This window comes from Paenibacillus sp. OK003 (assembly GCF_900109515.1).
Lineage (GTDB): Bacteria > Bacillota > Bacilli > Paenibacillales > Paenibacillaceae > Paenibacillus > Paenibacillus marchantiae.
This window is the reverse complement of record NZ_FOBD01000034.1, coordinates 12904-33805: the sequence shown is the minus strand read 5'-3', so window position 1 is coordinate 33805 and position 20902 is coordinate 12904. Positions and strand designations below refer to the sequence as shown.

General features: G+C 48.5%; 19 protein-coding genes and 11 tRNA genes. 23 read left to right on the top strand and 7 right to left on the bottom strand.

The window, feature by feature from the left end; genetic code table 11:
* Positions 1-16 precede the first annotated feature (16 nt).
* From BMW94_RS29820 to BMW94_RS29735, 18 genes are all read left to right on the top strand, one after another.
* Positions 17-94: transfer RNA gene (locus tag BMW94_RS29820), tRNA-Asp, on the top strand.
* A gap of 210 nt (positions 95-304) precedes the next feature.
* Positions 305-380, top strand: a tRNA-Phe gene (locus BMW94_RS29815).
* Positions 381-398: 18 nt separating this feature from the next.
* Positions 399-474 (top strand) — tRNA-Thr (locus tag BMW94_RS29810).
* 9 nt (positions 475-483) lie between these two features.
* Positions 484-569 (top strand) — tRNA-Tyr (locus BMW94_RS29805).
* A gap of 7 nt (positions 570-576) precedes the next feature.
* Positions 577-652 (top strand) — tRNA-Lys (locus BMW94_RS29800).
* Positions 653-658: 6 nt separating this feature from the next.
* Positions 659-739, top strand: a tRNA-Leu gene (locus BMW94_RS29795).
* A 10-nt stretch (positions 740-749) separates the two neighbouring features.
* A tRNA-Gly gene (locus tag BMW94_RS29790) sits at positions 750-824 on the top strand.
* Positions 825-831: 7 nt separating this feature from the next.
* Positions 832-908 (top strand) — tRNA-Arg (locus BMW94_RS29785).
* Between the two features lie 15 nt (positions 909-923).
* Positions 924-1002, top strand: a tRNA-Leu gene (locus tag BMW94_RS29780).
* Positions 1003-1009: 7 nt separating this feature from the next.
* Positions 1010-1083 (top strand) — tRNA-Pro (locus BMW94_RS29775).
* 9 nt (positions 1084-1092) lie between these two features.
* Positions 1093-1163 (top strand) — tRNA-Gly (locus BMW94_RS29770).
* Between the two features lie 319 nt (positions 1164-1482).
* A complete protein-coding gene (gene iolD / locus BMW94_RS29765) occupies positions 1483-3348 on the top strand; it encodes a 3D-(3,5/4)-trihydroxycyclohexane-1,2-dione acylhydrolase (decyclizing) (protein ID WP_091002220.1) in 1866 nt (621 codons plus the stop codon).
* A 179-nt stretch (positions 3349-3527) separates the two neighbouring features.
* The gene (iolE, locus tag BMW94_RS29760) at positions 3528-4430 is read left to right on the top strand and encodes a myo-inosose-2 dehydratase (RefSeq protein WP_091002219.1); all 903 of its coding nucleotides are present in this window, start codon (positions 3528-3530) and stop codon (positions 4428-4430) included.
* Between the two features lie 111 nt (positions 4431-4541).
* Entirely contained in the window at positions 4542-5552 is a 1011-nt protein-coding gene (gene iolC, locus BMW94_RS29755) for a 5-dehydro-2-deoxygluconokinase (protein ID WP_091002218.1), read from the top strand.
* A gap of 72 nt (positions 5553-5624) precedes the next feature.
* A complete protein-coding gene (locus BMW94_RS29750) occupies positions 5625-7100 on the top strand; it encodes a CoA-acylating methylmalonate-semialdehyde dehydrogenase (RefSeq protein ID WP_302848019.1) in 1476 nt (491 codons plus the stop codon).
* A 70-nt stretch (positions 7101-7170) separates the two neighbouring features.
* On the top strand, positions 7171-8223 hold the full coding sequence (gene iolG / locus BMW94_RS29745; protein WP_091002217.1) for an inositol 2-dehydrogenase: 1053 nt from the start codon (positions 7171-7173) through the stop codon (positions 8221-8223).
* Between the two features lie 82 nt (positions 8224-8305).
* Positions 8306-9115 (top strand): 5-deoxy-glucuronate isomerase, encoded by an 810-nt coding sequence (gene iolB, locus BMW94_RS29740; RefSeq protein WP_091002216.1) that lies wholly within the window; start codon positions 8306-8308, stop codon positions 9113-9115.
* Between the two features lie 104 nt (positions 9116-9219).
* Positions 9220-10233, top strand: a complete 1014-nt coding sequence (locus tag BMW94_RS29735) for a LacI family DNA-binding transcriptional regulator (RefSeq protein ID WP_091002215.1) — start codon at positions 9220-9222, stop codon at positions 10231-10233.
* A gap of 138 nt (positions 10234-10371) precedes the next feature.
* Here BMW94_RS29735 and BMW94_RS29730 read toward each other — a convergent pair whose 3' ends face one another.
* Entirely contained in the window at positions 10372-12351 is a 1980-nt protein-coding gene (locus BMW94_RS29730) for a methyl-accepting chemotaxis protein (protein ID WP_091002214.1), read from the bottom strand.
* Between the two features lie 271 nt (positions 12352-12622).
* Between BMW94_RS29730 and BMW94_RS29725 the strand changes: the two genes are divergently transcribed.
* Entirely contained in the window at positions 12623-13132 is a 510-nt protein-coding gene (locus tag BMW94_RS29725) for a hypothetical protein (protein WP_091002213.1), read from the top strand.
* Complete coding sequence (locus BMW94_RS29720) at positions 13129-13623, top strand: GNAT family N-acetyltransferase (protein ID WP_091002212.1); 495 nt, start codon at positions 13129-13131, stop codon at positions 13621-13623. The genes BMW94_RS29725 and BMW94_RS29720 overlap by 4 nt, the downstream gene beginning before the upstream one ends.
* A 157-nt stretch (positions 13624-13780) precedes the next feature.
* On the opposite strand, the gene BMW94_RS29715 is transcribed toward BMW94_RS29720, so the two are convergent.
* The 3 genes from BMW94_RS29715 to BMW94_RS29705 form a co-directional block, all read right to left on the bottom strand.
* Entirely contained in the window at positions 13781-14140 is a 360-nt protein-coding gene (locus BMW94_RS29715; RefSeq protein WP_091002211.1) for a hypothetical protein, read from the bottom strand.
* A gap of 231 nt (positions 14141-14371) precedes the next feature.
* Entirely contained in the window at positions 14372-15172 is an 801-nt protein-coding gene (locus tag BMW94_RS29710; RefSeq protein ID WP_091002210.1) for a DUF4261 domain-containing protein, read from the bottom strand.
* Between the two features lie 119 nt (positions 15173-15291).
* Entirely contained in the window at positions 15292-15648 is a 357-nt protein-coding gene (locus BMW94_RS29705) for a DUF1304 domain-containing protein (RefSeq protein WP_175480888.1), read from the bottom strand.
* A gap of 264 nt (positions 15649-15912) precedes the next feature.
* Between BMW94_RS29705 and BMW94_RS29700 the strand changes: the two genes are divergently transcribed.
* Positions 15913-16446 (top strand): MOSC domain-containing protein, encoded by a 534-nt coding sequence (locus BMW94_RS29700; RefSeq protein WP_091002222.1) that lies wholly within the window; start codon positions 15913-15915, stop codon positions 16444-16446.
* Positions 16447-16616: 170 nt separating this feature from the next.
* Here the strand turns inward: BMW94_RS29700 and BMW94_RS29695 are convergent, their stop codons facing one another.
* The 3 genes from BMW94_RS29695 to BMW94_RS29685 are packed head-to-tail and all read right to left on the bottom strand — an operon-like array spanning position 16617 to position 18405.
* Entirely contained in the window at positions 16617-17102 is a 486-nt protein-coding gene (locus BMW94_RS29695; protein WP_091002208.1) for a DUF6597 domain-containing transcriptional factor, read from the bottom strand.
* A complete protein-coding gene (locus BMW94_RS29690; RefSeq protein WP_091002207.1) occupies positions 17099-17644 on the bottom strand; it encodes an AAA family ATPase in 546 nt (181 codons plus the stop codon). The genes BMW94_RS29695 and BMW94_RS29690 overlap by 4 nt, the downstream gene beginning before the upstream one ends.
* Before the next feature lie 23 nt (positions 17645-17667).
* Positions 17668-18405 (bottom strand): WecB/TagA/CpsF family glycosyltransferase, encoded by a 738-nt coding sequence (locus tag BMW94_RS29685; protein ID WP_091002206.1) that lies wholly within the window; start codon positions 18403-18405, stop codon positions 17668-17670.
* Positions 18406-18688: 283 nt separating this feature from the next.
* Here BMW94_RS29685 and BMW94_RS29680 point away from each other — a divergent pair, with 283 nt between their 5' ends.
* Complete coding sequence (locus BMW94_RS29680) at positions 18689-19138, top strand: SRPBCC family protein (RefSeq protein WP_091002205.1); 450 nt, start codon at positions 18689-18691, stop codon at positions 19136-19138.
* A 167-nt stretch (positions 19139-19305) separates the two neighbouring features.
* Entirely contained in the window at positions 19306-20835 is a 1530-nt protein-coding gene (locus BMW94_RS29675) for a methyl-accepting chemotaxis protein (protein WP_091002204.1), read from the top strand.
* Positions 20836-20902: the final 67 nt, after the last annotated feature.

The window sequence follows — 20902 nt, the reverse complement described above, 5'->3', positions numbered from 1 at the left end:
TTCAAGAAAGTGATCTGGAACCGTGGTGTAGTTGGCCTAACATGCCTGCCTGTCACGCAGGAGATCGCGGGTTCGAATCCCGTCGGTTCCGCCATCTTAATTTTGCTTCAGGGATGAGAATCCGTTTTTGGGTTCGTCGGAGCATACACTTCGAGAGCATAAGCTTCGCAGTCTCGAACGAAGTGAGAGTATCCCGTCGGTTCCGCCATTTTAATCTTTACATGAGGAAGTTGTTCACTTAATCTGCAATATGGCACCGAACGCCCTAGATAAAGTGTAACGTTCCAAGATTAAACTTTATCGTGGCTCGGTAGCTCAGTCGGTAGAGCAGAGGACTGAAAATCCTCGTGTCGGCGGTTCGATTCCGTCCCGAGCCACCATTTATCACAACTTAATATGCCGGTGTAGCTCAACTGGTAGAGCAACTGACTTGTAATCAGTAGGTTGGGGGTTCAAGTCCTCTCGCCGGCACCATGTAATCCTGGAGGATTAGCGAAGCGGCCAAACGCATCAGACTGTAAATCTGCTCCCGTACGGGTTCGGTGGTTCGAATCCATCATCCTCCACCAGTTTTTCGAGTCATTAGCTCAGTTGGTAGAGCACCTGACTTTTAATCAGGGTGTCGAAGGTTCGAGCCCTTCATGACTCACCATTATATGCGCGTGTGGCGGAATTGGCAGACGCACTAGACTTAGGATCTAGCGTCTTTGACGTGGGGGTTCAAGTCCCTCCACGCGCATCCCTTATATGCGGAAGTGGCTCAGCGGTAGAGCATCGCCTTGCCAAGGCGAGGGTCGCGGGTTCGATTCCCGTCTTCCGCTCCAATATTTTGCGCCCTTAGCTCAGCTGGATAGAGCGTTTGACTACGAATCAAAAGGCCGGGAGTTCGAATCTCTCAGGGCGCGCCATTTATAACTTTATATGCCGGCGTGGCGGAATGGCAGACGCGCTCGACTCAAAATCGAGTGGGAAACCGTGGAGGTTCGAGTCCTCTCGCCGGTATAGATAACGGGATGTAGCTCAGCTTGGTAGAGCACCTGGTTTGGGACCAGGGGGTCGCATGTTCAAATCGTGTCATCCCGATTTTTACATGCGGGTGTAGTTCAATGGTAGAACTTTAGCCTTCCAAGCTAATAGCGTGGGTTCGATTCCCATCACCCGCTTTATAGAAACAAAAAAAGGAGATGGTTTCTGCCGTCTCTTTTTTTTGTGTTTTTTTACGTTTCTATCGGCATCTGAACATTCACTCCAATACTATTAATTTACCGGATCATAGCTTTATTAACAGTGGGATAATACACAGTACCACATTGATAAAGCTATGTTTATTCGCCGTTTTGTAAAACGCTTACAAAAATATCTTGCCTAATCCTTTAGCCTGTAATACTATATCAATTAAGCGCTTAACCTTTAGGGGTAAGGCGCTTAAACTTAACGTAGATTAAGCGCTTAACCGGTAAAGGGAAGGGAGATGATCATTCCATGACAACCATTAGACTGACGATGGCTCAGGCACTGCTCCGATATCTGGATCAGCAATATATTTCCGTTGATGGGGTGGAAACCAAGTTTGTGAAAGGCGTTATCGGCATTTTTGGTCACGGCAACGTAACTGGTATTGGAGAGGCACTGGAGCGTAGTCCTGGAAGTCTGACGTATATGCAGGGTAAAAATGAACAAGGCATGGTACATACGGCAGCAGCCTATGCCAAGCAGAAGAACCGTAGACAGATATATGCCTGCACAACGTCCATCGGACCAGGAGCGCTGAACATGATTACTGCGGCGGCAACCGCAACAGTCAATCGTATTCCGGTGTTATTGCTTCCGGGTGATAACTTTGCCACTCGTGAGCCAGATCCGGTGCTGCAACAGCTGGAGGTAAGCGGCGATTATACGATTTCAGCCACTGACCCGTTCAAAGCGGTCAGCAAGTACTGGGATCGCATCGTACGTCCCGAACAGCTGATGATTGCCGCCACGCAGGCGATGCGCGTGCTGATGGACCCGGCGGAGACGGGCGCGGTAACGCTGGCGCTGCCGCAGGATGTGCAGGCAGAGGCGTACGATTACCCTGAATCGTTCTTCGCCCGCAAGGTGCATTACCTGGACCGTCGTCCCCCGGTCCAGGCGGCCATTGAACGGGCAGCGCAGCAGATTGCCCGTGGCAGGAAGCCGCTGATCGTAGCAGGCGGCGGTGTGTTGTATGCCGAGGCATCCACACAGCTGGCTGAATTCGCCGAGGCATATGGCATTCCGGTTGCCGAGACGCAGGCTGGCAAGAGTGCCTTGGCGTGGGACCACCCACTTAATGTGGGGGCTATCGGCGTTACCGGCTCGCTGGCTGCCAACAGGCTTGCCAGAGAAGCAGATGTGGTAATCGGCGTCGGCACCCGGTTCTCGGATTTTACGACGGCGTCTCGCTCCGCTTTTCAGCATCCCGAAGCGGCTTTCATCAATATTAACCTGAACGGCATGGATGCCGCCAAATTGGGTGGTGAAGCTATTCTAGCGGATGCACGGGAAGGTCTGCAAGCTTTGCAAACGGTTTTACAGGGACGGCAGTACCACAGTGGATACGGAACATCTGAGATCGCCGATCTGCGGGATGAGTGGAACGCCGAGGTGGATCGACTCTATGGACTGCAACATGAGGGAGGGCTGGCACAGACAACCGCGGTCGGTGTTATTAATCGGACCATTGACCCTTCTTCCGTCATTGTTTGTGCGGCCGGAAGTTTGCCTGGAGACTTGCACCGTCTATGGCGCGCGTCTGAACCGAAAACATACCACATGGAGTACGGCTTCTCCTGTATGGGCTATGAGGTAAGCGGGGCATTCGGGGCAGCTCTTGCAGAGCCGGATCGTGAAGTGTATGCCCTGGTGGGTGACGGTAGTTACCTAATGCTGCATTCTGAACTGGTGACGAGCTTGCAGGAACAGAAGAAGATGACCATTTTACTATTCAACAACAACGGATTTCAGTGTATTCATAATTTGCAACGGGAGCATGGAAGTGACGGTTTCGGCAATGAGTTTCGCTATCGGGAATCGGAGAGCGGACGACTGACCGGGGATTACATGCCTATGGATTTTGCAGCACATGCCCGCAGCCTTGGAGCCAAAGCCTATAAGGCAGAGACGACGGAACAATTGGAGCAGGCGATCAGAGATGCACGGAATGAGACCGTGACTACACTGATCGAAATTCCAGTCGTACCCGGAACCAATGCAGGCGGATATGAGTCCTGGTGGAATGTGGGCGTGCCAGAAGTATCCAACGAGGAAAAGGTGGTAACGGCTCACCACGTCATGAAGGCAAACCGTGCCAAAGTTAGATTCGTTTAATAGACATTTTTGCATAAATTCAAAGAGTACCTTTCACATCTGCATGATACAGAGGGGAATGCTTCACGCGTATATATGTTGTATGAATTAGGGTGCTTCTTCCTCTAAATATTTTCACCCAGCAACGAGTTACATCGAATGGTGCAAAAATGTTGAACCACAAAAGGAGACGTGGAGCCATGAACAAGCTGCCATTTCAGCTCGGGATTCATCCGATCAACTGGGTCGGAGAGGATGTAAAGGAGCATGGTGATGCAACAACATGTGAACAGATTCTGGATGACATTCAGCGACTTGGTCTGACAGGTACGGAGATGGGACGCAAATATCCCACGGATCCAGACACATTGCGGGAGGAGCTGGGCAAGCGCAACATCCGCTTCGTTTCCCAGTGGAAATCGGTATTGTTCTCCGACCCGGCGTATCGCCAGTCTGAGCTGGACAGCTATCGCAGACATGCGGAGTTTCTGCAATCGATGGGCAGTACGGTGATCAGCACGGCGGAAGTAGGTGGCTCCCTGCATTTTGACCCAAGGCGGACACCGCATGAAAAAGAAGTGTTGAGGCTCAGTGAATCGGAATGGCACATCTTTGCTGAGGGGCTGAACGAAGCAGGTGCCATCGCCCGTGAGCACGGGTTGAAGCTGACGTATCATCACCATGGCGGTACCGTTGTTGAGCAACCGGAAGAGATCGATAAATTGATGGAACTGACTGACCCATCTCTTGTTTATTTGCTCTATGATACAGGTCATGCTTACTACGGCGGAGCTGACCCGTTAGCTCTCCTACGCAAGCATTATGACCGGATTGCCTATATTCATCTGAAGGATATCCGTCCTCAAGTGTTGGACGCAGCACGGGCGGAACAGTCTGATTTTGTAGGCTGTATTCGTAAAGGAGTATTTACGGTTCCCGGAGATGGATGTATTGATTTTGCACCGATTCTGCAGGAGTTGGTCACACGGGGGTATGATGGCTGGGCGATGCTTGAAGGGGAACAGGATCCTGCGATTCATAATCCGTATGAGTATGCGCGGCGATCGTTGCAATATATGGAGTCCTTATACCAACACAGCTGATAAAGTCATGGCCATCGGGAGAGAGCCATACCATGAGGTAAACCAGATTATGAGTGTGAGTTTGATGAATGTATCTTTTCAAATCCCATCACAGAAAGGGGTTCAAATACAATGACTTACGTATCCTTTCCTGATTCCAGGAAGATGGATTTCACCGCGATTGGCCGTCTGTGCATCGACTTGAATGCCAATGAGATCAATCGCCCGATGGAAGAGACGATGACTTTTACAAAATATGTGGGCGGATCTCCGGCTAATATCACGATTGGCATGTCCAGACTCGGTATGGAAACGGCATTTATCGGCAAAATCGCGAATGACCAGATGGGCAGGTTCATCAACAGTTATCTGGAGCGGAACGGGATCGATACGTCTAATGTGGTAACGGACGATACCGGAGCGGTGACAGGACTTGCTTTTACCGAGATCAAAAGTCCAACCGATTGCAGCATTCTAATGTATCGTGACCATGTGGCTGATCTGCTATTGCAGTCGAGAGAGGTGCAGGAACAGCTAATTGCCGACTCCAAAGTTTTGCTCATTTCAGGTACAGCCTTAGCACAGAGCCCATCGCGTGAAGCGGTATTCCAGGCGCTGGCGTATGCGAAAAAGCATGGCACTATCATTGTGTTTGATCTGGACTATCGTCCTTACACATGGACATCAGCCGAAGAGACGGCGGTCTATTATAACCTCGCAGCCGAGAAATGCGATATCATCCTGGGCACACGTGAAGAGTTCGATATGATGGAGACGTTTGACCATAATCCAGACTATAGCGATCAGGTGACCGCGCAAAAATGGTTTGATTTCTCAGCTAAAATTGTCGTCATCAAACATGGCAAGGAAGGCTCTATTGCCTATACCGGCGAAGGGCTATCTCATCAAGCGGACAGCTACCCTGCGCGTGTGGTGAAGACGTTTGGAGCAGGTGATTCCTATGCGGCGGGATTCCTGTATGGGTTGATGCAGGGATGGACGATTGAACGCAGTATGGCGTTTGGCAGTGCGGCAGCATGTATCGTTATCTCCAGCCATAGCTGCTCGGATGCGATGCCAACGGTGGAACAAGTGAATGACTATATCGAACGCTGCAATCGGGGCGAAATTACGGTGTCTTGAAACGTGTTGAAGTACTTGGAGTACATGGAGTGATTCGACGCAACGCACATATAAGCGAAGGGAGACAGGGCTATGGGAAAAGGAATTTCGGAAGCGTCAGTAACAGCGACAATGGTTCAAAACTGGATCGGGGGTGCCTGGGTGGCCCCGGCGGCAACCCGTACGGAGCCGGTCGTAAATCCGGCTACGGAAGAGGTCATTGCACACGTACCGCTGTCTGAACAGGCGGATGTGGATTTGGCCGTCCAGACGGCACGGGAGGCGTTCCCGTCCTGGAGTGGCACACCGGTTCCCCGCCGTGCACGGATTCTGTTCCGCTACCAGCAGCTGCTGGTGGAGCACTGGGAAGAACTTGCCCGGCTGGTTACGCTGGAGAACGGTAAAAGCTACGCGGAAGCCTACGGCGAAGTGCAACGTGGCATCGAATGTGTCGAATTCGCAGCAGGCGCCCCGAACCTGATGATGGGCAAACAGCTGCCCGACATTGCCACCGGGCTGGAGTCAGGCATGTATCGGTATCCGATCGGTGTTATTGGGGGAATAACCCCCTTCAACTTCCCGATGATGGTACCGTGCTGGATGTTCCCGCTGGCGATTGCGTGCGGCAACACCTTTGTCCTGAAACCGTCCGAGCGCACACCGCTGCTGGCAGGCCGTCTGGCTGAGCTGTTCAAGGAAGCAGGGCTTCCGGACGGCGTGCTCAATATCGTTCACGGTGCGCATGACGTCGTGAATGGACTGCTTGAACACAAGGATGTTCAAGCGATCTCTTTTGTCGGATCACAGCCTGTGGCTGAATATGTTTACACTACCGCATCCGCACATGGCAAACGGGTACAGGCGCTTGCTGGTGCCAAAAATCACTCGATCGTTATGCCGGACGCCGATCTCGACCTGACAGTGAAAGAAATCACCAGTGCGGCCTTCGGCTCAGCCGGAGAACGCTGTATGGCCTGCTCGGTTGTTGTCGCCGTCGGCGATGTTGCTGACACGCTGGTGCAAAAGCTGGTGGAAGCGGCAGATCGCATCACGATTGGTAACGGCATGGATGAAGGAGTATTCCTGGGTCCTGTCATTCGTGGTCCGCATAAGGAACGTACAATCAGCTACATTGAATCCGGAGAACAGGAAGGCGCTGCTCTGATCCGGGATGGTCGCAAAGATGAAGCGACAGGCAAGTCCGGTTATTTCGTTGGTCCGACGGTATTTGATGAGGTGCAGAGCACTATGAAGATTTGGAAGGACGAGATTTTTGCACCGGTGCTCTCGGTAGCGAGGGTAGCTACGTTGGAGGAAGCAGTGGAACTGGCCAACCGTTCCGACTTTGCCAACGGAGCTTGCCTGTTCACCCGCAGTGGGGCAAGCATGCGCCAATTCCGTGAGACGATTGATGCAGGCATGCTGGGCATTAACTTGGGCGTACCTGCGCCAATGGCATTTTTCCCTTTTTCCGGCTGGAAGAAATCCTTCTACGGTGATTTGCATGCCAACGGTACAGACGGCGTTGAATTTTATACTCGCAAAAAGATGGTTACTGCCCGCTGGTAGTCACTCAGGGCATACCCAGCCAATGGAAGAACGTTGAGTCCACATGGACACATACAGGGAGGATAACGGAATGGGCAAGGATAAAGTGAGAATTGGCATCATCGGCGCTGGGCGTATTGGTAAAATTCATGCGGACAATCTCCTGCGCAACCCCCATGCCGAGATTGTTGGCATCAGTGATTTGTTTGCAGGACCCGAGCTGGAGGCGTGGGCTTCCAGCCGTGATATTCCGGTGGTAACGACAGATAGCAGCCAGCTGATCGCCATGCCAAATGTGGATGCAGTGCTGATCTGTTCCTCAACAGATACGCATGTACCCCTGATTGAACAGGCAGCCCAGGCGGGTAAACACATTTTTTGCGAGAAGCCGGTCAGTATGGATCTTCTTCAGACTCAGGCAGCTGTTGCAGCCGTGCAGAAGGCTGGGGTAAAGCTGCAAATCGGATTCAATCGTCGCTTCGATCATAACTTCAAGCGGGTACGTGCACATGTGCAGGAGGGAACGATTGGTGATCCGCATATTATCAAAATCACTTCTCGTGACCCGAGTCCGCCGCCAGCGGAGTACATCCGGGTATCTGGCGGAATCTTCATGGATATGATGATCCATGATTTCGATATGGCCCGGTATCTGTCCGGGAGTGAGGTGGAGGAAGTCTATGCCCAGGGCAATGTGCTGATTCATCCTGTTTTTGCGGAACACGGCGATGTGGATACGGCCATTGTGACGATGAGTTTTGCAAACGGAGCAATCGGCGTCATTGATAACAGCCGCCAGGCGGTCTATGGATACGATCAGCGAGTCGAGGTATTTGGTTCGTTGGGCAGCGCCGCAGCTGCGAACGATCATCCGAATACGGCAGAGATTAGTACAGCGACCGGATTGATGCGCGACAAGCCGCTGCACTTTTTCCTGGAGAGATACAACGAAGCGTACGTGCAGGAGACTGCTCTTTTCATCGACGCGATTCGGAACGATACACCTGTCATCGTAAACGGGAATGATGCCGTTCAGGCAGAACGCATCGCACTCGCCGCGCGCCTGTCCATGGAACAAGGCAGACCGGTGAAGCTGCGGGAAGTCCCGGGCATGTCAGTGGAATCGCAGACGGTTGCCCCGTAGGGACATTTTCAGAACAAGTTCATTTCATCTAATAGACAGCGATCAGGATGAAGGATAAATTCAGGAAGGAGTGGAAGGAAGCATGTCAGAACGCATAGTAAAACCTGTGTTGAATCCAAAAGCAGACGGAACGTTGTTAACGGTCACACCTGAGTCTGCGGGATGGGAATATGTTGGGTTCCAGGTGGTGCAGCTTGCGGAGGGACAGACCCTAACTCGTGAGAGCGGGGATCAGGAACTCTGCCTTGTGCTTCTCAGCGGCTTGGCGAATGTAAGTACTCGTGAATATACGTGGGAGAATATCGGGAAAAGAATGAGTGTTTTTGAGAAAATTCCTCCGTATTCGATTTACGTATCCAGTTCAGATCGAGTGGAGTTCACCGCTCTTACCGCATTGGAGATTGCCATATGTGCGGCACCAGGTAAAGGCACGTATCCAGCTCGTCTGATTGCCCCGGAAGATGTAGGTGTTGAGACGCGTGGTTACGGCAATCTGGAACGACAGATTCACAACATTTTGCCGGAACAAAAAGAAGCAGACAGTCTGCTCGTCGTTGAGGTGTTCACGCCAGATGGACATTGGTCGAGTTACCCGCCGCATAAACATGACCGGGATGCACTGCCTGATGAGTCGTTACTAGAGGAGACGTACTATTTCCGAGTGCAGCCTGAGCAGGGGTTTGCCATCCAACGGATATACACCGATGATCGAGCTGTAGATGAGACGCTTGCAGTGAACAACGGCGAAGTTGTGCTTGTTCCGTGTGGATACCATCCGGTAGGTGCTCCTCCGGGATACGACGTCTACTATCTGAATGTGATGGCAGGACCAACCCGGACCTGGAAGTTCCATAACGACCCGGACCATGATTGGCTGATGAATAAAAAGTAGTATCGGCTTCAAGTTGCGTATGCGGACTTCCCCCTGCATAATGAGAAGATAACGATTACCTATATATAAGGGAATTTATATATAGCAAAAATGGGGAAATTACAATGAAAGCAACCATATATGATATCGCACGCGAGGCGGGGGTATCCATTGCAACCGTCTCACAGGTCATTAACGGCAAAGGTAAAATTAGCGAGAAGCGGCGCGCCGAGATTATGGAGATCATGGAGCGTCTTCACTATCAGCCGAGCGCTATTGCTGCTGCACTTACGGGGAAGCAGACATACACGCTCGGGCTGCTCGTGCCCGATATCTCCAATCCGTATTTTGCCGAGCTGGCCAGAGCGGTAGAAGATCGCAGTCGGCAGTTGGGTTATAGCGTCGTGATTTGCAGCACAGACAATAAGGACGAGCGGGTAGAGCGGTATTTGAATCTGCTTCAGCAAAAAAGGGTCGACGGCATGATGATCGGAACAGGTATCGACAATGCCGAGATTCTGTCTCCACTCCTGCAACAGTCGATACCTGTTGCTCTGATTGCCCGTCATATGCCGTCGTTATCGGTACATACCGTTGCGATCGATGACAGGCTTGGTGGCGCCTTGGCAGCACAGCATCTGCTTGAATTGGGTCATAGTCACGTAGCGGTGCTGTCCGAACCGTTCAAAGTCAGCAGCAGTCAGGAACGTGTACGCGGATTTCGTGAAGCATTGGAGCAGGCGGGTTACTCTCTTGAAGCCGATCAGGTGAGAGAGTCATATGCCGATTTGGGTTCAGCCAAAAAAGAGGCGCTCGTGCTGCTCACGGAAAAGAATCGAGCCACAGGCATCTTCTGTTGTAACGACATGCAGGCGATTGGTGCGCTTCAGGCTGCCAAAGAGTTAGGCCTGCGTGTGCCTGAAGATGTATCAATCATCGGATTCGATAATACGATTCTGGCTTCGGTAACCAGTCCGCCTCTGACGACGGTTGCCCAACCTATTGAGGATCTGGGGCGTCGTGCCGTTGATCTATTAATTGATGAGCTAAAAGATGAAGGCAAATCACCACAGAAGATTGTCCTGAAGCCTGAATTGGTCGTTAGAGACTCGACAGGGAATGTATCAGATCAATCTTAAAAATACAGTCACATAATCGGATACTCCAACGATTCAGGAAAGTTCAACACAAAAAAAGCATATAAGTGTCCACAAACATATACATCGTCCATACAAAACAAGCCGCGTGCCCCTAAGGGTGAACACGGCTTGTTTGAGTTAAATCTTGAACTTCTTCACTTCTTCGTACAGTGTATTGGCATGCTGCGCCAGCTCATTGGAACGTTCCGAGATGCTTGTAATGTAATTGAACTGTTCCTGCGTGGAAGAAGCAACCTCTTCCGTGGAAGCCGCGCTCTGTTCCGACATGGCTGCAACACTGGAGATCACTTCGGCAATCTTACCAGAGCTATCATCCAACTCGGTCGTAGCAGAGGATACCAACTGAAGCTGGCTGTCGATGCCGTCAATGGATTGTTTGATTCGGGTAAACGACTCCCGCATCTCATGCACAGCAGCTACCTGCTGCTCAACACCTTGTTCAGCCGAAGTTACTTCACTCACGCTTTGACGACTTGCCGCCTGAATCTCATCCAGCAAGACAATGATATCCTGTGCCGAGTCCGAAGACTGTTCGGCCAGTTTACGCACTTCTTCGGCAACGACAGCAAAGCCTCGTCCGTGTTCACCCGCTCTGGCCGCTTCAATGGAAGCATTCAGGGCGAGCAGATTAGTCTGGGAGGCGATGCCCCGAATCATGCCGACAATATCCTCGATTTTCTGCGATTTATCCGCCAAAAGCGTGATCGATTGACCCACCCGATCAATGGAACTCCGATTGCCGTCCGCAAGTTCCACCTGATGATCCACGGCTTGTAATCCGGCAAGCATGGCTTCCCCTGCTTCTCGCATCATCGTTACCGATTGTTCAACACTACGGTTAATACCGCCAACACTATTACTCATCTCTGACAGTCGACTTGAACCGTCATAGACCGATTCCGCCTGTTTGCTGGACCCTTGAGCGAGCTCATCTGTGGCGATGGAAATTTGCTCGGCAATACGTTTGGTGTTGTCCGTATGCTCTTCCATTTCACCCGAGATGCTTTGTACCCGGTTAGCGGAGGAGGCGACCTGTTTCAGCAGCAGACTGAGTTGAGCGGACATCTGATTGAATGCCGCACCTAACTCTGCGAACTCATCTTTACCTTTGATCTGCACCCGGCCGGTAAAGTCACCACTCGACATCAGTCTGGAGGTTGCGCCCAAGCCTTTCAGTGGTTTGATGAATAGTGTTGCAATCCAGTATGCTGCTGCCATAACAACAATTAGTGTAACTGCGATAATCAGAATGTAGTTATTTCGTAGTTCATAGTATTCTGAATAGGCTAATTTCTCGGAAATAACTGAACCAACCACCCAGCCCGTGCTGGGGATTTGATTATAGAACAGCAGATAATTCTCACCATTGTAGTTGAAATTCTTCTCCCCTGACGGGTTTGCCTGCATATCGGCCAGCAGTGGTTTTAATTCAGCATTGTCAGATGCCGAGGTATTCACCTGTTTCTCGTCAGGATGAGCCAGAAGCAATCCTTTTTTATCGATTAGAAATGTATAACCTAGCCCGTCCAGATTAATTTTTCCCACCGTATCCGTAAGGGTAGAGAGCAGCAAATCCCCTGCCACCACACCTTGCAGTTGTCCCTCTTTATTTAATACCGGCATCGCCATGGACACCGCGTATTGCTTCGACATCATATCCAGATAGGGATCAGAGAATACCAGTTGATCGGCCTGCTTCGCTTCCTGGTACCAAGGACGCTGACGTGGATCATACCCCGCATCAGGTGTCCAGTCCGAACCATTCATGAAATGACCGTCTTGTTCTGAACCATAGTAAAGATCCGACAGACTCTCTTTGTTACTACCCAGCTTCATGATGTCAAAATAATCTTCGTTCAGTTGTCCAGCCGGAATGCCTTCCTGAATCACATACCCCAGTGTTTCCACAACTTTGGCATTGCTGCTGATCCAGCCATGCAGTTCGTTGGCCGCCGAGGACATTAATCCAGTTAACTTGGAATCAACATTACGAGTGGCTTGTTTCTCTGTTTGGTATAAGCCTAGTGTTGCCAGTGGAATCGCCGTAATCAGTACAGCGGCCAGAAACATCATCATTAATTTCGGTTTAAGTTTCATCCAATTCTCCCCCTTTGATGTCCTGCTAATGACAAAGCCGAAAGCTTATGTAATATATCGACATTTTTTTCAAAAAGATAATATAGATATTTATCAAGTTAGTTAGCATCTCATCAAATTTTAAATGATGGGTTCTGTAGAGGCTTTTTCTTAATAAAGCACATGTTTTTTTATGGATTATTTTAATAATCTAGAACAATATTTGGATGAGGTGGTATACTTAAAATGAACCTTTAATTTCCTTATTTACCCAATGGCGAAAGGAGACAAAATGAAAAAAAGAACCAAAACCATTCTTGGTGTGGTTGTTGTACTCTTGATTACAGCTATTGCAATACCGATGTACATTTCGAGACAACATACCACCTTTCGAGCTGAAGTCACGGATCACATGAGTATGCTGGACACACTGGATAATCTCGTTATCAAAAAAATACCGACCACCGATCCGTACGATGAAGAAGAAGTGACTATTAAAGATCCCCAAGAGATTAGAAAGATGTTGAAGCTTGCGAAGGATATCGAATTAAGAAGAGTAAAGCAAATAGATATCTCCGAGCGATCCGAGGGGAACCCATATTACTATGACTGGCAGCTTTTGACGAAGAAAGAAGATCGATTTACAGAAGGCTTTGGAATTACGTTTTATAACGAACATGCCGTCTCTATCTACAGCGGATACAAAACGAGAGATCAACATGAAAATTATGAAATAACTAACGATTTTAATATAAATGAAATGGATCGACTCTTTACCAATTTGAAGGAGGGGAAAGAATGACTGAATATCAATTACGTCCGATTGAAGAGCAGGATATCCCTTTTCTGTGGGAGATGTTGTATGCATCCATGTTCAAGCGGGAGGGCGAAGATCCTTTTGAACCTGAGATCATTCATAGCCCCGGCATGTCCAAGTACGTTGAAGGCTGGGGGAGAGAGGGAGATTTCGGCTTTATCGCCGTGGATTCTCAGGGCAAACGTATGGGTTCGGTGACGTTGCGGTTTTTTAATGATCAGAATGCGGGGTATGGTTATGTAAATGAGGCTACACCCGAGATGGGAATGGCCGTGATTGAGACAGCGCGTGGCAAAGGAATAGGTTCCCGTCTCATTCAGGCGGCGTTAGAAGAGGCTCGAAAGCGGGGAATTGACGCCGTTTCGCTCAGTGTTGACCCGGACAATGAAGCAATTCGGCTTTATCAGCGTTTCGGATTCGTCGAACAGGGCATGTGTGGCACATCTGTAACGATGGTGTGTGTGATGAAACCATGATCTTATCGCAAACAAATGAACATATTCATTTCATATGGAGAGTTTGCAAAATACAAAAAGGCGTTCCCCTCATATGCTGGGAAGCGCCTTAAGATATATATGCCTGCATGTTCATCGCACCATATTTCCATTATGCTCACATAACAGCCCTTTTTAATTAGTTTAATAAAAATGCCAAAGCTTCATCATATGTTTCCCACTGGAACTCGGTCTGATGCTGCGATTCTTTGGAGATCCGGTTTAGCTGCATTTTGGCAATCGCTCCGCCTACGGCTACACTCGCACGCTTCATGCCCCACTGTGTCAGCAGCTTCTGGTGCTCCACCATTTTCTCTTTTGTATCCTGAGGAAATGCCTTCATATTGCGCATATCCACCAGCACATCAAATGAGTTACCCAATTGCTCGGCTATTTTTTTTATCTCGGTATTGGTTTGTTCCACCTGTTCAGGAGAGACCATCCCTTCCCAAACTATTTCAATAATAGGTTTAGGTGAATCCAATCGTTTTACAGACATTTGGCAACTCCCTTACGATAAAATATTATGTACGATATAAGTCTATTGACCTATTAATTATACCCTCAATTTGCAGAGATGAAAACAAAGTTCACTATTTTATAATACTTATGAACTATGTCCTCCTAGCAGATACAATTTCAGGGAAACGTAAGTTGATGAGCTAAACCGGACCTCAAAACATAAGAAAGCCGCCCAGTCACGAAGAATCTGGACGGCTTTTAACGATGTTTAAAAACCAATCTTCAAGCTGCTGCCCTCTGTGGATATTCCTTCCGAACGGTTGATGGGCAGCTTTTGTTCTGCAGAGAAGCCCAGCGTCTCGCCGTCATGCAGGGTTACATCGTTTTCGATAACATAAGTCGCAGTCATATACATCATTTCAAACACTTCACTTAACGGTTTTGCGGAGTGAGTGATTTCCATCTCCTCTTTCCCGAAGTTGCGTAACCCATAAGTATAGGCTGATGCGCCTTCAGGGCTTTGGAATAATCCGATGAAAATCCAGAGGGAGACGGGCAGCTCTTGTTCCTTAATTCCACGACTGATGTCCACGTACTGGCCTGCTTCCACCACAAGTGGAGCCATATATATAGCCAGTGCATGGTCAAGCTGGAGCAAAGCACTCGCTGTTTGGGTGAACAGAATATGTGCCTGAATGGCGTCAGTTGCATTCAGTACAGAGACAATAATCTGAGATTGATGTCTTGAAGTGACTTGCACTGCGTCCCGCCACAGCACATTTAATTTGGCATTTTCCTCTACTTCGTGGTCAGGAATAGGAGCATTAATATGTGCACACACCACTTGCATTCCATGCACTTCGAAAAAAAGGTTGCCTTCCTCCGGACGTTCCTCAATCTCAATATTCCACTCGTTTTTCATCGTGCTAATAAAGTGATCAAAATTACAATCTTCGTGCTCCAGCAAAACAAATCCAACGATGGTTTCACTATATGGAGCAGTATGTACGGCTCCACCTGCGGTCACGTGTTCCTTTTTGCGGCGTCGCAGCTTGTCAAACAGTCCCATGAAACGTTCTCCTTTCCAGACCAATCACAGTGATCAGGCATAATCCGATGCCTTTATAACCATACCTTACCACATTGGAGCTTTTAATGAATCCCGGCATGGCTATGGTTAACAGGCGATCAGAGGAAAAGGACCAGAAGTAATGCAATAATCGCAGGCAGCCCTTGTTTGATGATGATGGACCGAGTAGCGGTTACACCTCCATAGAGGGCGGCGATAATGACACATGCCAGGAAGAAGATCTGAATGTGCTGTCCGACGGATGCATCTGGATAAACGAGACCCCAGATCAAACCTGCGGCCAAAAATCCATTGTACAGCCCTTGATTGGCTGCCAGGGATTTGGTGGATTCGGCAAATTCAGGGGTAAGACCGAACGTTTTCATCGTGCGTGGACGGGTCCACAGGAACATCTCCATCACCATGATGTAGAAGTGCTCAATGGCTACAATAGCCACGAAAATGATACTAATCAAAAGAAACACCTTGCTTTCTTATATGTCATTTATTTACTTGTCCTACTCAGTATAAATGTTTACCATCCGAACTGAAAGTATAAATTTAATTTTACACAAACTAATTGTGTAAATTGTTAATGGATTCATGATTCTCATTTCTAATGACGCCGCGGATTAATCACAAAGATAAACACACGCCGATTGTCGAAAATCCATTCCTTGGGTAATAATGAACAATAAAGAATATGAAATTACTCATGGAAAAGGGGGATTAGCGTGGGTGTGGGAACCGTTCAATTCGTCCTGCTGGCGGATGATCCATCAACATTTGTTACACGAGTCGTACCTTTTATTGATATTGAACTCGCTGGAATTCCGAATGACCGGCATTATGGTCTGTTGCGCCCGGCCGACTCCCGCCAGAAAATATACAAACGGGGAACGCCGGTTGCAAATCGCAGGCAAATCAGTATTGTCTCGGAAGAGGAATGTGCTCTCATAGCACAGAAGATGAATATTCCTGAAGTACGTCCGGAGTGGCTCGGCGCCAACCTATTGGTCCGTGGTGTTGAAAAGTTGACGGAGCTTCCTGTCGGGACCCGACTTCTGTTTCCGGATGGAACCGGGCTGATCTGCGAAGGGGAGAATCTGCCTTGTGTACACCCTGGAAAAATCATTGAGCAAGTCTACGAACAGGATGGTTTGCGCAAAAAGTTCGTGCCAGCCGCCCGCAAAAAACGCGGAATCGTCTGTTCAGTTGAGCGTGAAGGCGTCATCACCACCGGAGATACCGTCGAAGTTGTTCGCCTGTCCTGAGGCTTCAGGACTTGATCACCATTTTGGGGCTGATGCCCACATACTGATTGAACAGGCGCTGGAGCTTTCTGGTGTGTATATTCCAGGAGGCAGATAAGTCATCGACTCTCAACATATCCCGTTGTTGCTCAATCTGCAGCACAATCTGGCTGACCAGAATGGCTTGATCATCAGAGAGGCGGGAGGTGTTTACAGAGTAGCTGATCCATATAACTGACTTTGTCCGCATCACTGCCGTCCCCAAGCAGACGTTCTTCAAGCTGTGGAGCATCAACATCAAGCACACCAGAGACACCCAAGGGGTTCCCATACAATGTGGAGACGGGAGTACGAATGAATAGATAGAAGCCGCCAGGCTTAAACTTCACCCCAAACACGCATCTTTTTTCACGGACGAGATAGGAGAATTTCTGTCCGGATGGACCGAAGAAAAAGGTGTTTCCACGCTCTACCACCAGATTGACACATGGATTGGGAACCACATGTTGAGGATAAGGATCATGCCCGGTAAGATCCCAGGAGACGATCCAGAAATGCTTGACTAAAGAACTCAATGCCTCGGAAGGGGCATACCGTGTCAGGCAATATCTTTTGTCGCCCTCATCCAGATTCAGAAGACCCATACGGGGTCTGATCGCATGATCCTCATGTTTCATTTGGTCGATTCCTCCAGGTATTTCGTCAATTCTGCTTCGTTACGAATCATACACAATTTATGTTGGTGAGGCTGCAAAAACGCCATGATTAGCGCCTTTTCCTTACGGTCATGTTGATAGCTCCATTTATACATCTTCCAGAGCATGGTGAAAGTCTGTCGGTAATTTCCCTGTTCCAGCCCGAGCTTCTGTACTGTGAAACGCTTGAAAATGCGCACATTCCTTTTCCACACGGGGGTATTCAAATAGACAATAAGATCAGCCTGCTCGAAACTGCTTGCTACCCATTTATAGTGCACACCTTCAATAATCCACTGATTGGAATACACAGCTTTTTGCAGGAGTGCGTCCCGCTTCTCCGGACTATTGCGAATATCCTGTCCTTGAGGTACACGGTGCCACACAATATTATCGAGCTCATAATAAGGAAGGTTTAACCTCGCGGATAAATGGCGGGCCAGTGTAGATTTACCGCTGCCGACTGAGCCGATAATATGTATTTTGTTTGGCTTGAATTTGATCATGGATTCTTCACCGATCATTTCGAACCAGTCCCCTTTGTTATTTACCTTTGCTCCTTGAACAGCAACGCACGAACAGCGAAACGTGGCAAAATAAGTTGTCTGCGCCATCTGGAAGGCTGGCTGAGCAGTCGATAGAGCCATTCCAAGTTAAGCTTCTGCCATATGGCAGGTGCTCGTTTGGTTTTGCCGGCCAGAATATCCAGGCTTCCTCCAACTCCGATGGCTACACGAGCATTGAGTTGATGGCGATATTTGTTGATCCAATGTTCAGCATTGGGTGCTCCCAGGGCCACGATAAGAAAATCAGGTTGTGCCTCGTGAATCTCTTCTACAATGCTTTGCTCCTCGTCCGTTGTGAAAAATCCATGTTGTCTGCCACGAACAACGACTCCCGGATAGTTTTGCGCAATAACCTCTACAGCCCGCTTACTGACACTTTCTTCTGCCCCGAGCATATAAAAGGACCAATTCTTCCGGCTTCCTTCCTCCAATAAACGAAAAAGCAGGTCACAACCTGTTACACGTTCGGTCAATTTTCCACCCCGGAAGCGGGATACCATAACAATGCCCGCGCCGTCAGCGGTGACAATGCCTGCCTGATCCACGATCGAACGAAGCGCCTGATCCTTCTGGCAGGACATGACGATTTCCGGATTGCCTGTGATGACATGGAACAGTTCGGATTGTCGCTGATCGACTACCTCACCAAGAATCGTAACCGTCTGATCCATAGTGATATTGGGAAAAGGGATTCCCATAATATTTGTTGTTTGGTTCATATTTTAGTTCCTTTCTGGATGCTAACTAACCGTCCCCAACTTGTGTACATATACTGTTATTTCATTCCATTTCAGTATATCTGATCTCCTGACAAAGAACTATATTTGTTGAAGTTTAGCACCGGACGAAAAGTCCAAATTATCAAGCTTCATGGCATCTAAAATCATTTGTTTTCGCTGTTGTCGCGTTTTTACAATACGCCGTTTGGGGTATAACGTTAGGATAGTGTTGCAAGCAGGTTTCAGTTATACCTTCAATACAATACATAAAGGGAGTGAGTTTATGGAATTGAAATATGAGTTCTATATTAATGCCGGACAGGAAGATGTGTGGAACGCCCTGATCTCACCGGACGGAACACGGAGCAGCTTTTTTGGCAGCGAACTTCGTTCCAATTTCCAACCGGGTCAGCCGTTCGCCTATGTAGGGCCTGGGAATGACGGTGCAGAGACGGTTCATGTGTACGGCGATATTCTGGAATTCGAACCTCTATCCCTATTAAGTTACCTTGAACATCCCGGACCTTCCTACCACGCTAATCACGCCGAGCTTCAATCCAGAGTAGTGTTCCAGCTGGAGAAGGTAGGCGAATGTACGAAGTTAACCTTGATCAATGACCAATTTACGGACAACCATCCATCGTTTGCGAACGCACAGAACAGCTGGTGGATGATATTGAGCAGTATCAAGACATGGGTAGAGACGGGCAAAACGCTGAATTTTGGCTGGTAAAGTTCCGACAGCGAGAGGACATATGAATATAACATCATAACAATATGAAAAAAGCGCTGATAAGGCGTTTTTTTTTCATGTTATTTTCGCAAATAGATGATAACCCTCTACATTTAATGTCTAATGATGTCGAAATATATAGAAATGACTTTAGAGGAGAAATCGAGATGTTTCGTAAACGTACCCAAACGATCAAGCAAGCCCCTGCGAGTTCGCTTCAACACTTATTGGAATACAGTCGTAAACTGGTTAAAGACGCAGAGCAAGGGATATATACCAGTGAGCTGGAATCGATCAATGATTCGCAGGAAGCTGGTGAAATTGCACATAATATCAATAAAGCGGTACATATGCTGAAGCAGCAAAATGAAACAGCAGAAATGCGCCTCAAAATGCTAAATCAGGCGTTGAATATTGGACTCTGGGAATCCGAGATTGTTGCAGGAGATCCTCTGGATAGCAATAATATCATTGCTTTTTCCAATGAATTTCGTCAAATGTTAGGCTTCAGCAATACAAAGGATTATCCCGATGCTTTTGCAAGTTGGGCCAAATCAATCCATCCCGACGACAGATCCCAGCTCGTTCAGGAGATTACGAAAAACATTGATAATTCTTCTGAAAAGGCTGCCTACAACGTAACGAGCCGAATGATAACGAAGAGTGGAGAAGTACGCTGGTTCCGGTGTCTTGGGCAAGTTGTCAGAAATGATGAAGGTGTTCCGGTTAAACTTCTGGGAATCATGTTTGATATTCATGATGAGAAGAGCAAATCCGACGAGTTGGAAGCACTCGTTACCCGTTATGACCTGGTAAATCGCGCATTAGTGGAAGCGCCGTGGGATATGACCGTTGTGGCCGGAGATGTGGTTAACCCGAATAATGAATTTTGGTGGTCACCACAGTTTCGCCGAGAGCTTGGATTTACCGATGAGCAGGATTTCCCGAATGTGTTCAGCAGTTGGAGCAGCCGTCTTCACCCGGACGATCATGACCGCACGATCAATGAATTTGCCAAGCACATGAATGACTACAGTGGACGGACACCTTATGATGTGGATTACCGTCTGCAGCGTAAGAATGGGGAATATCGCTGGTATCATGCAGGTGGTGAGACGGTTCGGGACAGTAACGGAGTACCGCTCCGTGTAGCGGGAACCATACGTGACGTGACACATGAGAAGAATAAGGAACAGATCGTTGAAGCGATGAATCAGAAAACGAAGCTTTTATCCGAATCTATCGGTGAGATGGTACGTGGAATCAACTCGATTACCGATCAGGCTCAGGAACTGGTTACTGCGCAAGAGTTATCCGCGGATGCAGCCATTCAGGTGAAGAGCAGTGCAGATGATACCAAAAACATCACAGCGTTTATTCGGGAAATTGCTAGCCAAACGAATTTACTGGGTCTGAATGCAGCGATCGAAGCAGCCAGAGCAGGAGAATTGGGTCTTGGTTTTGGAGTTGTGGCCGGGGAAGTGCGGAAGTTGGCTGACCATAGCTCGCAGGCTACCGTCAATATTGAAGATAGCATGCAGGCAATGAAGACCTTCATTGACCAGATTCTGGAGCACATTGGCAACATGTCCACACTGACGCAGAATCAGGCTGCCCTGACACAGCAGGTAAACGCCTCAATGGATGAGATTAATATGATGTCACAGGATTTGGTGAACTACTCACGGAATTTGTAAGATCGGATACTGTTTAACCTTGTCGATTGTTGGATGATAAAATGAATTGCATAGAAAAACCACCGAA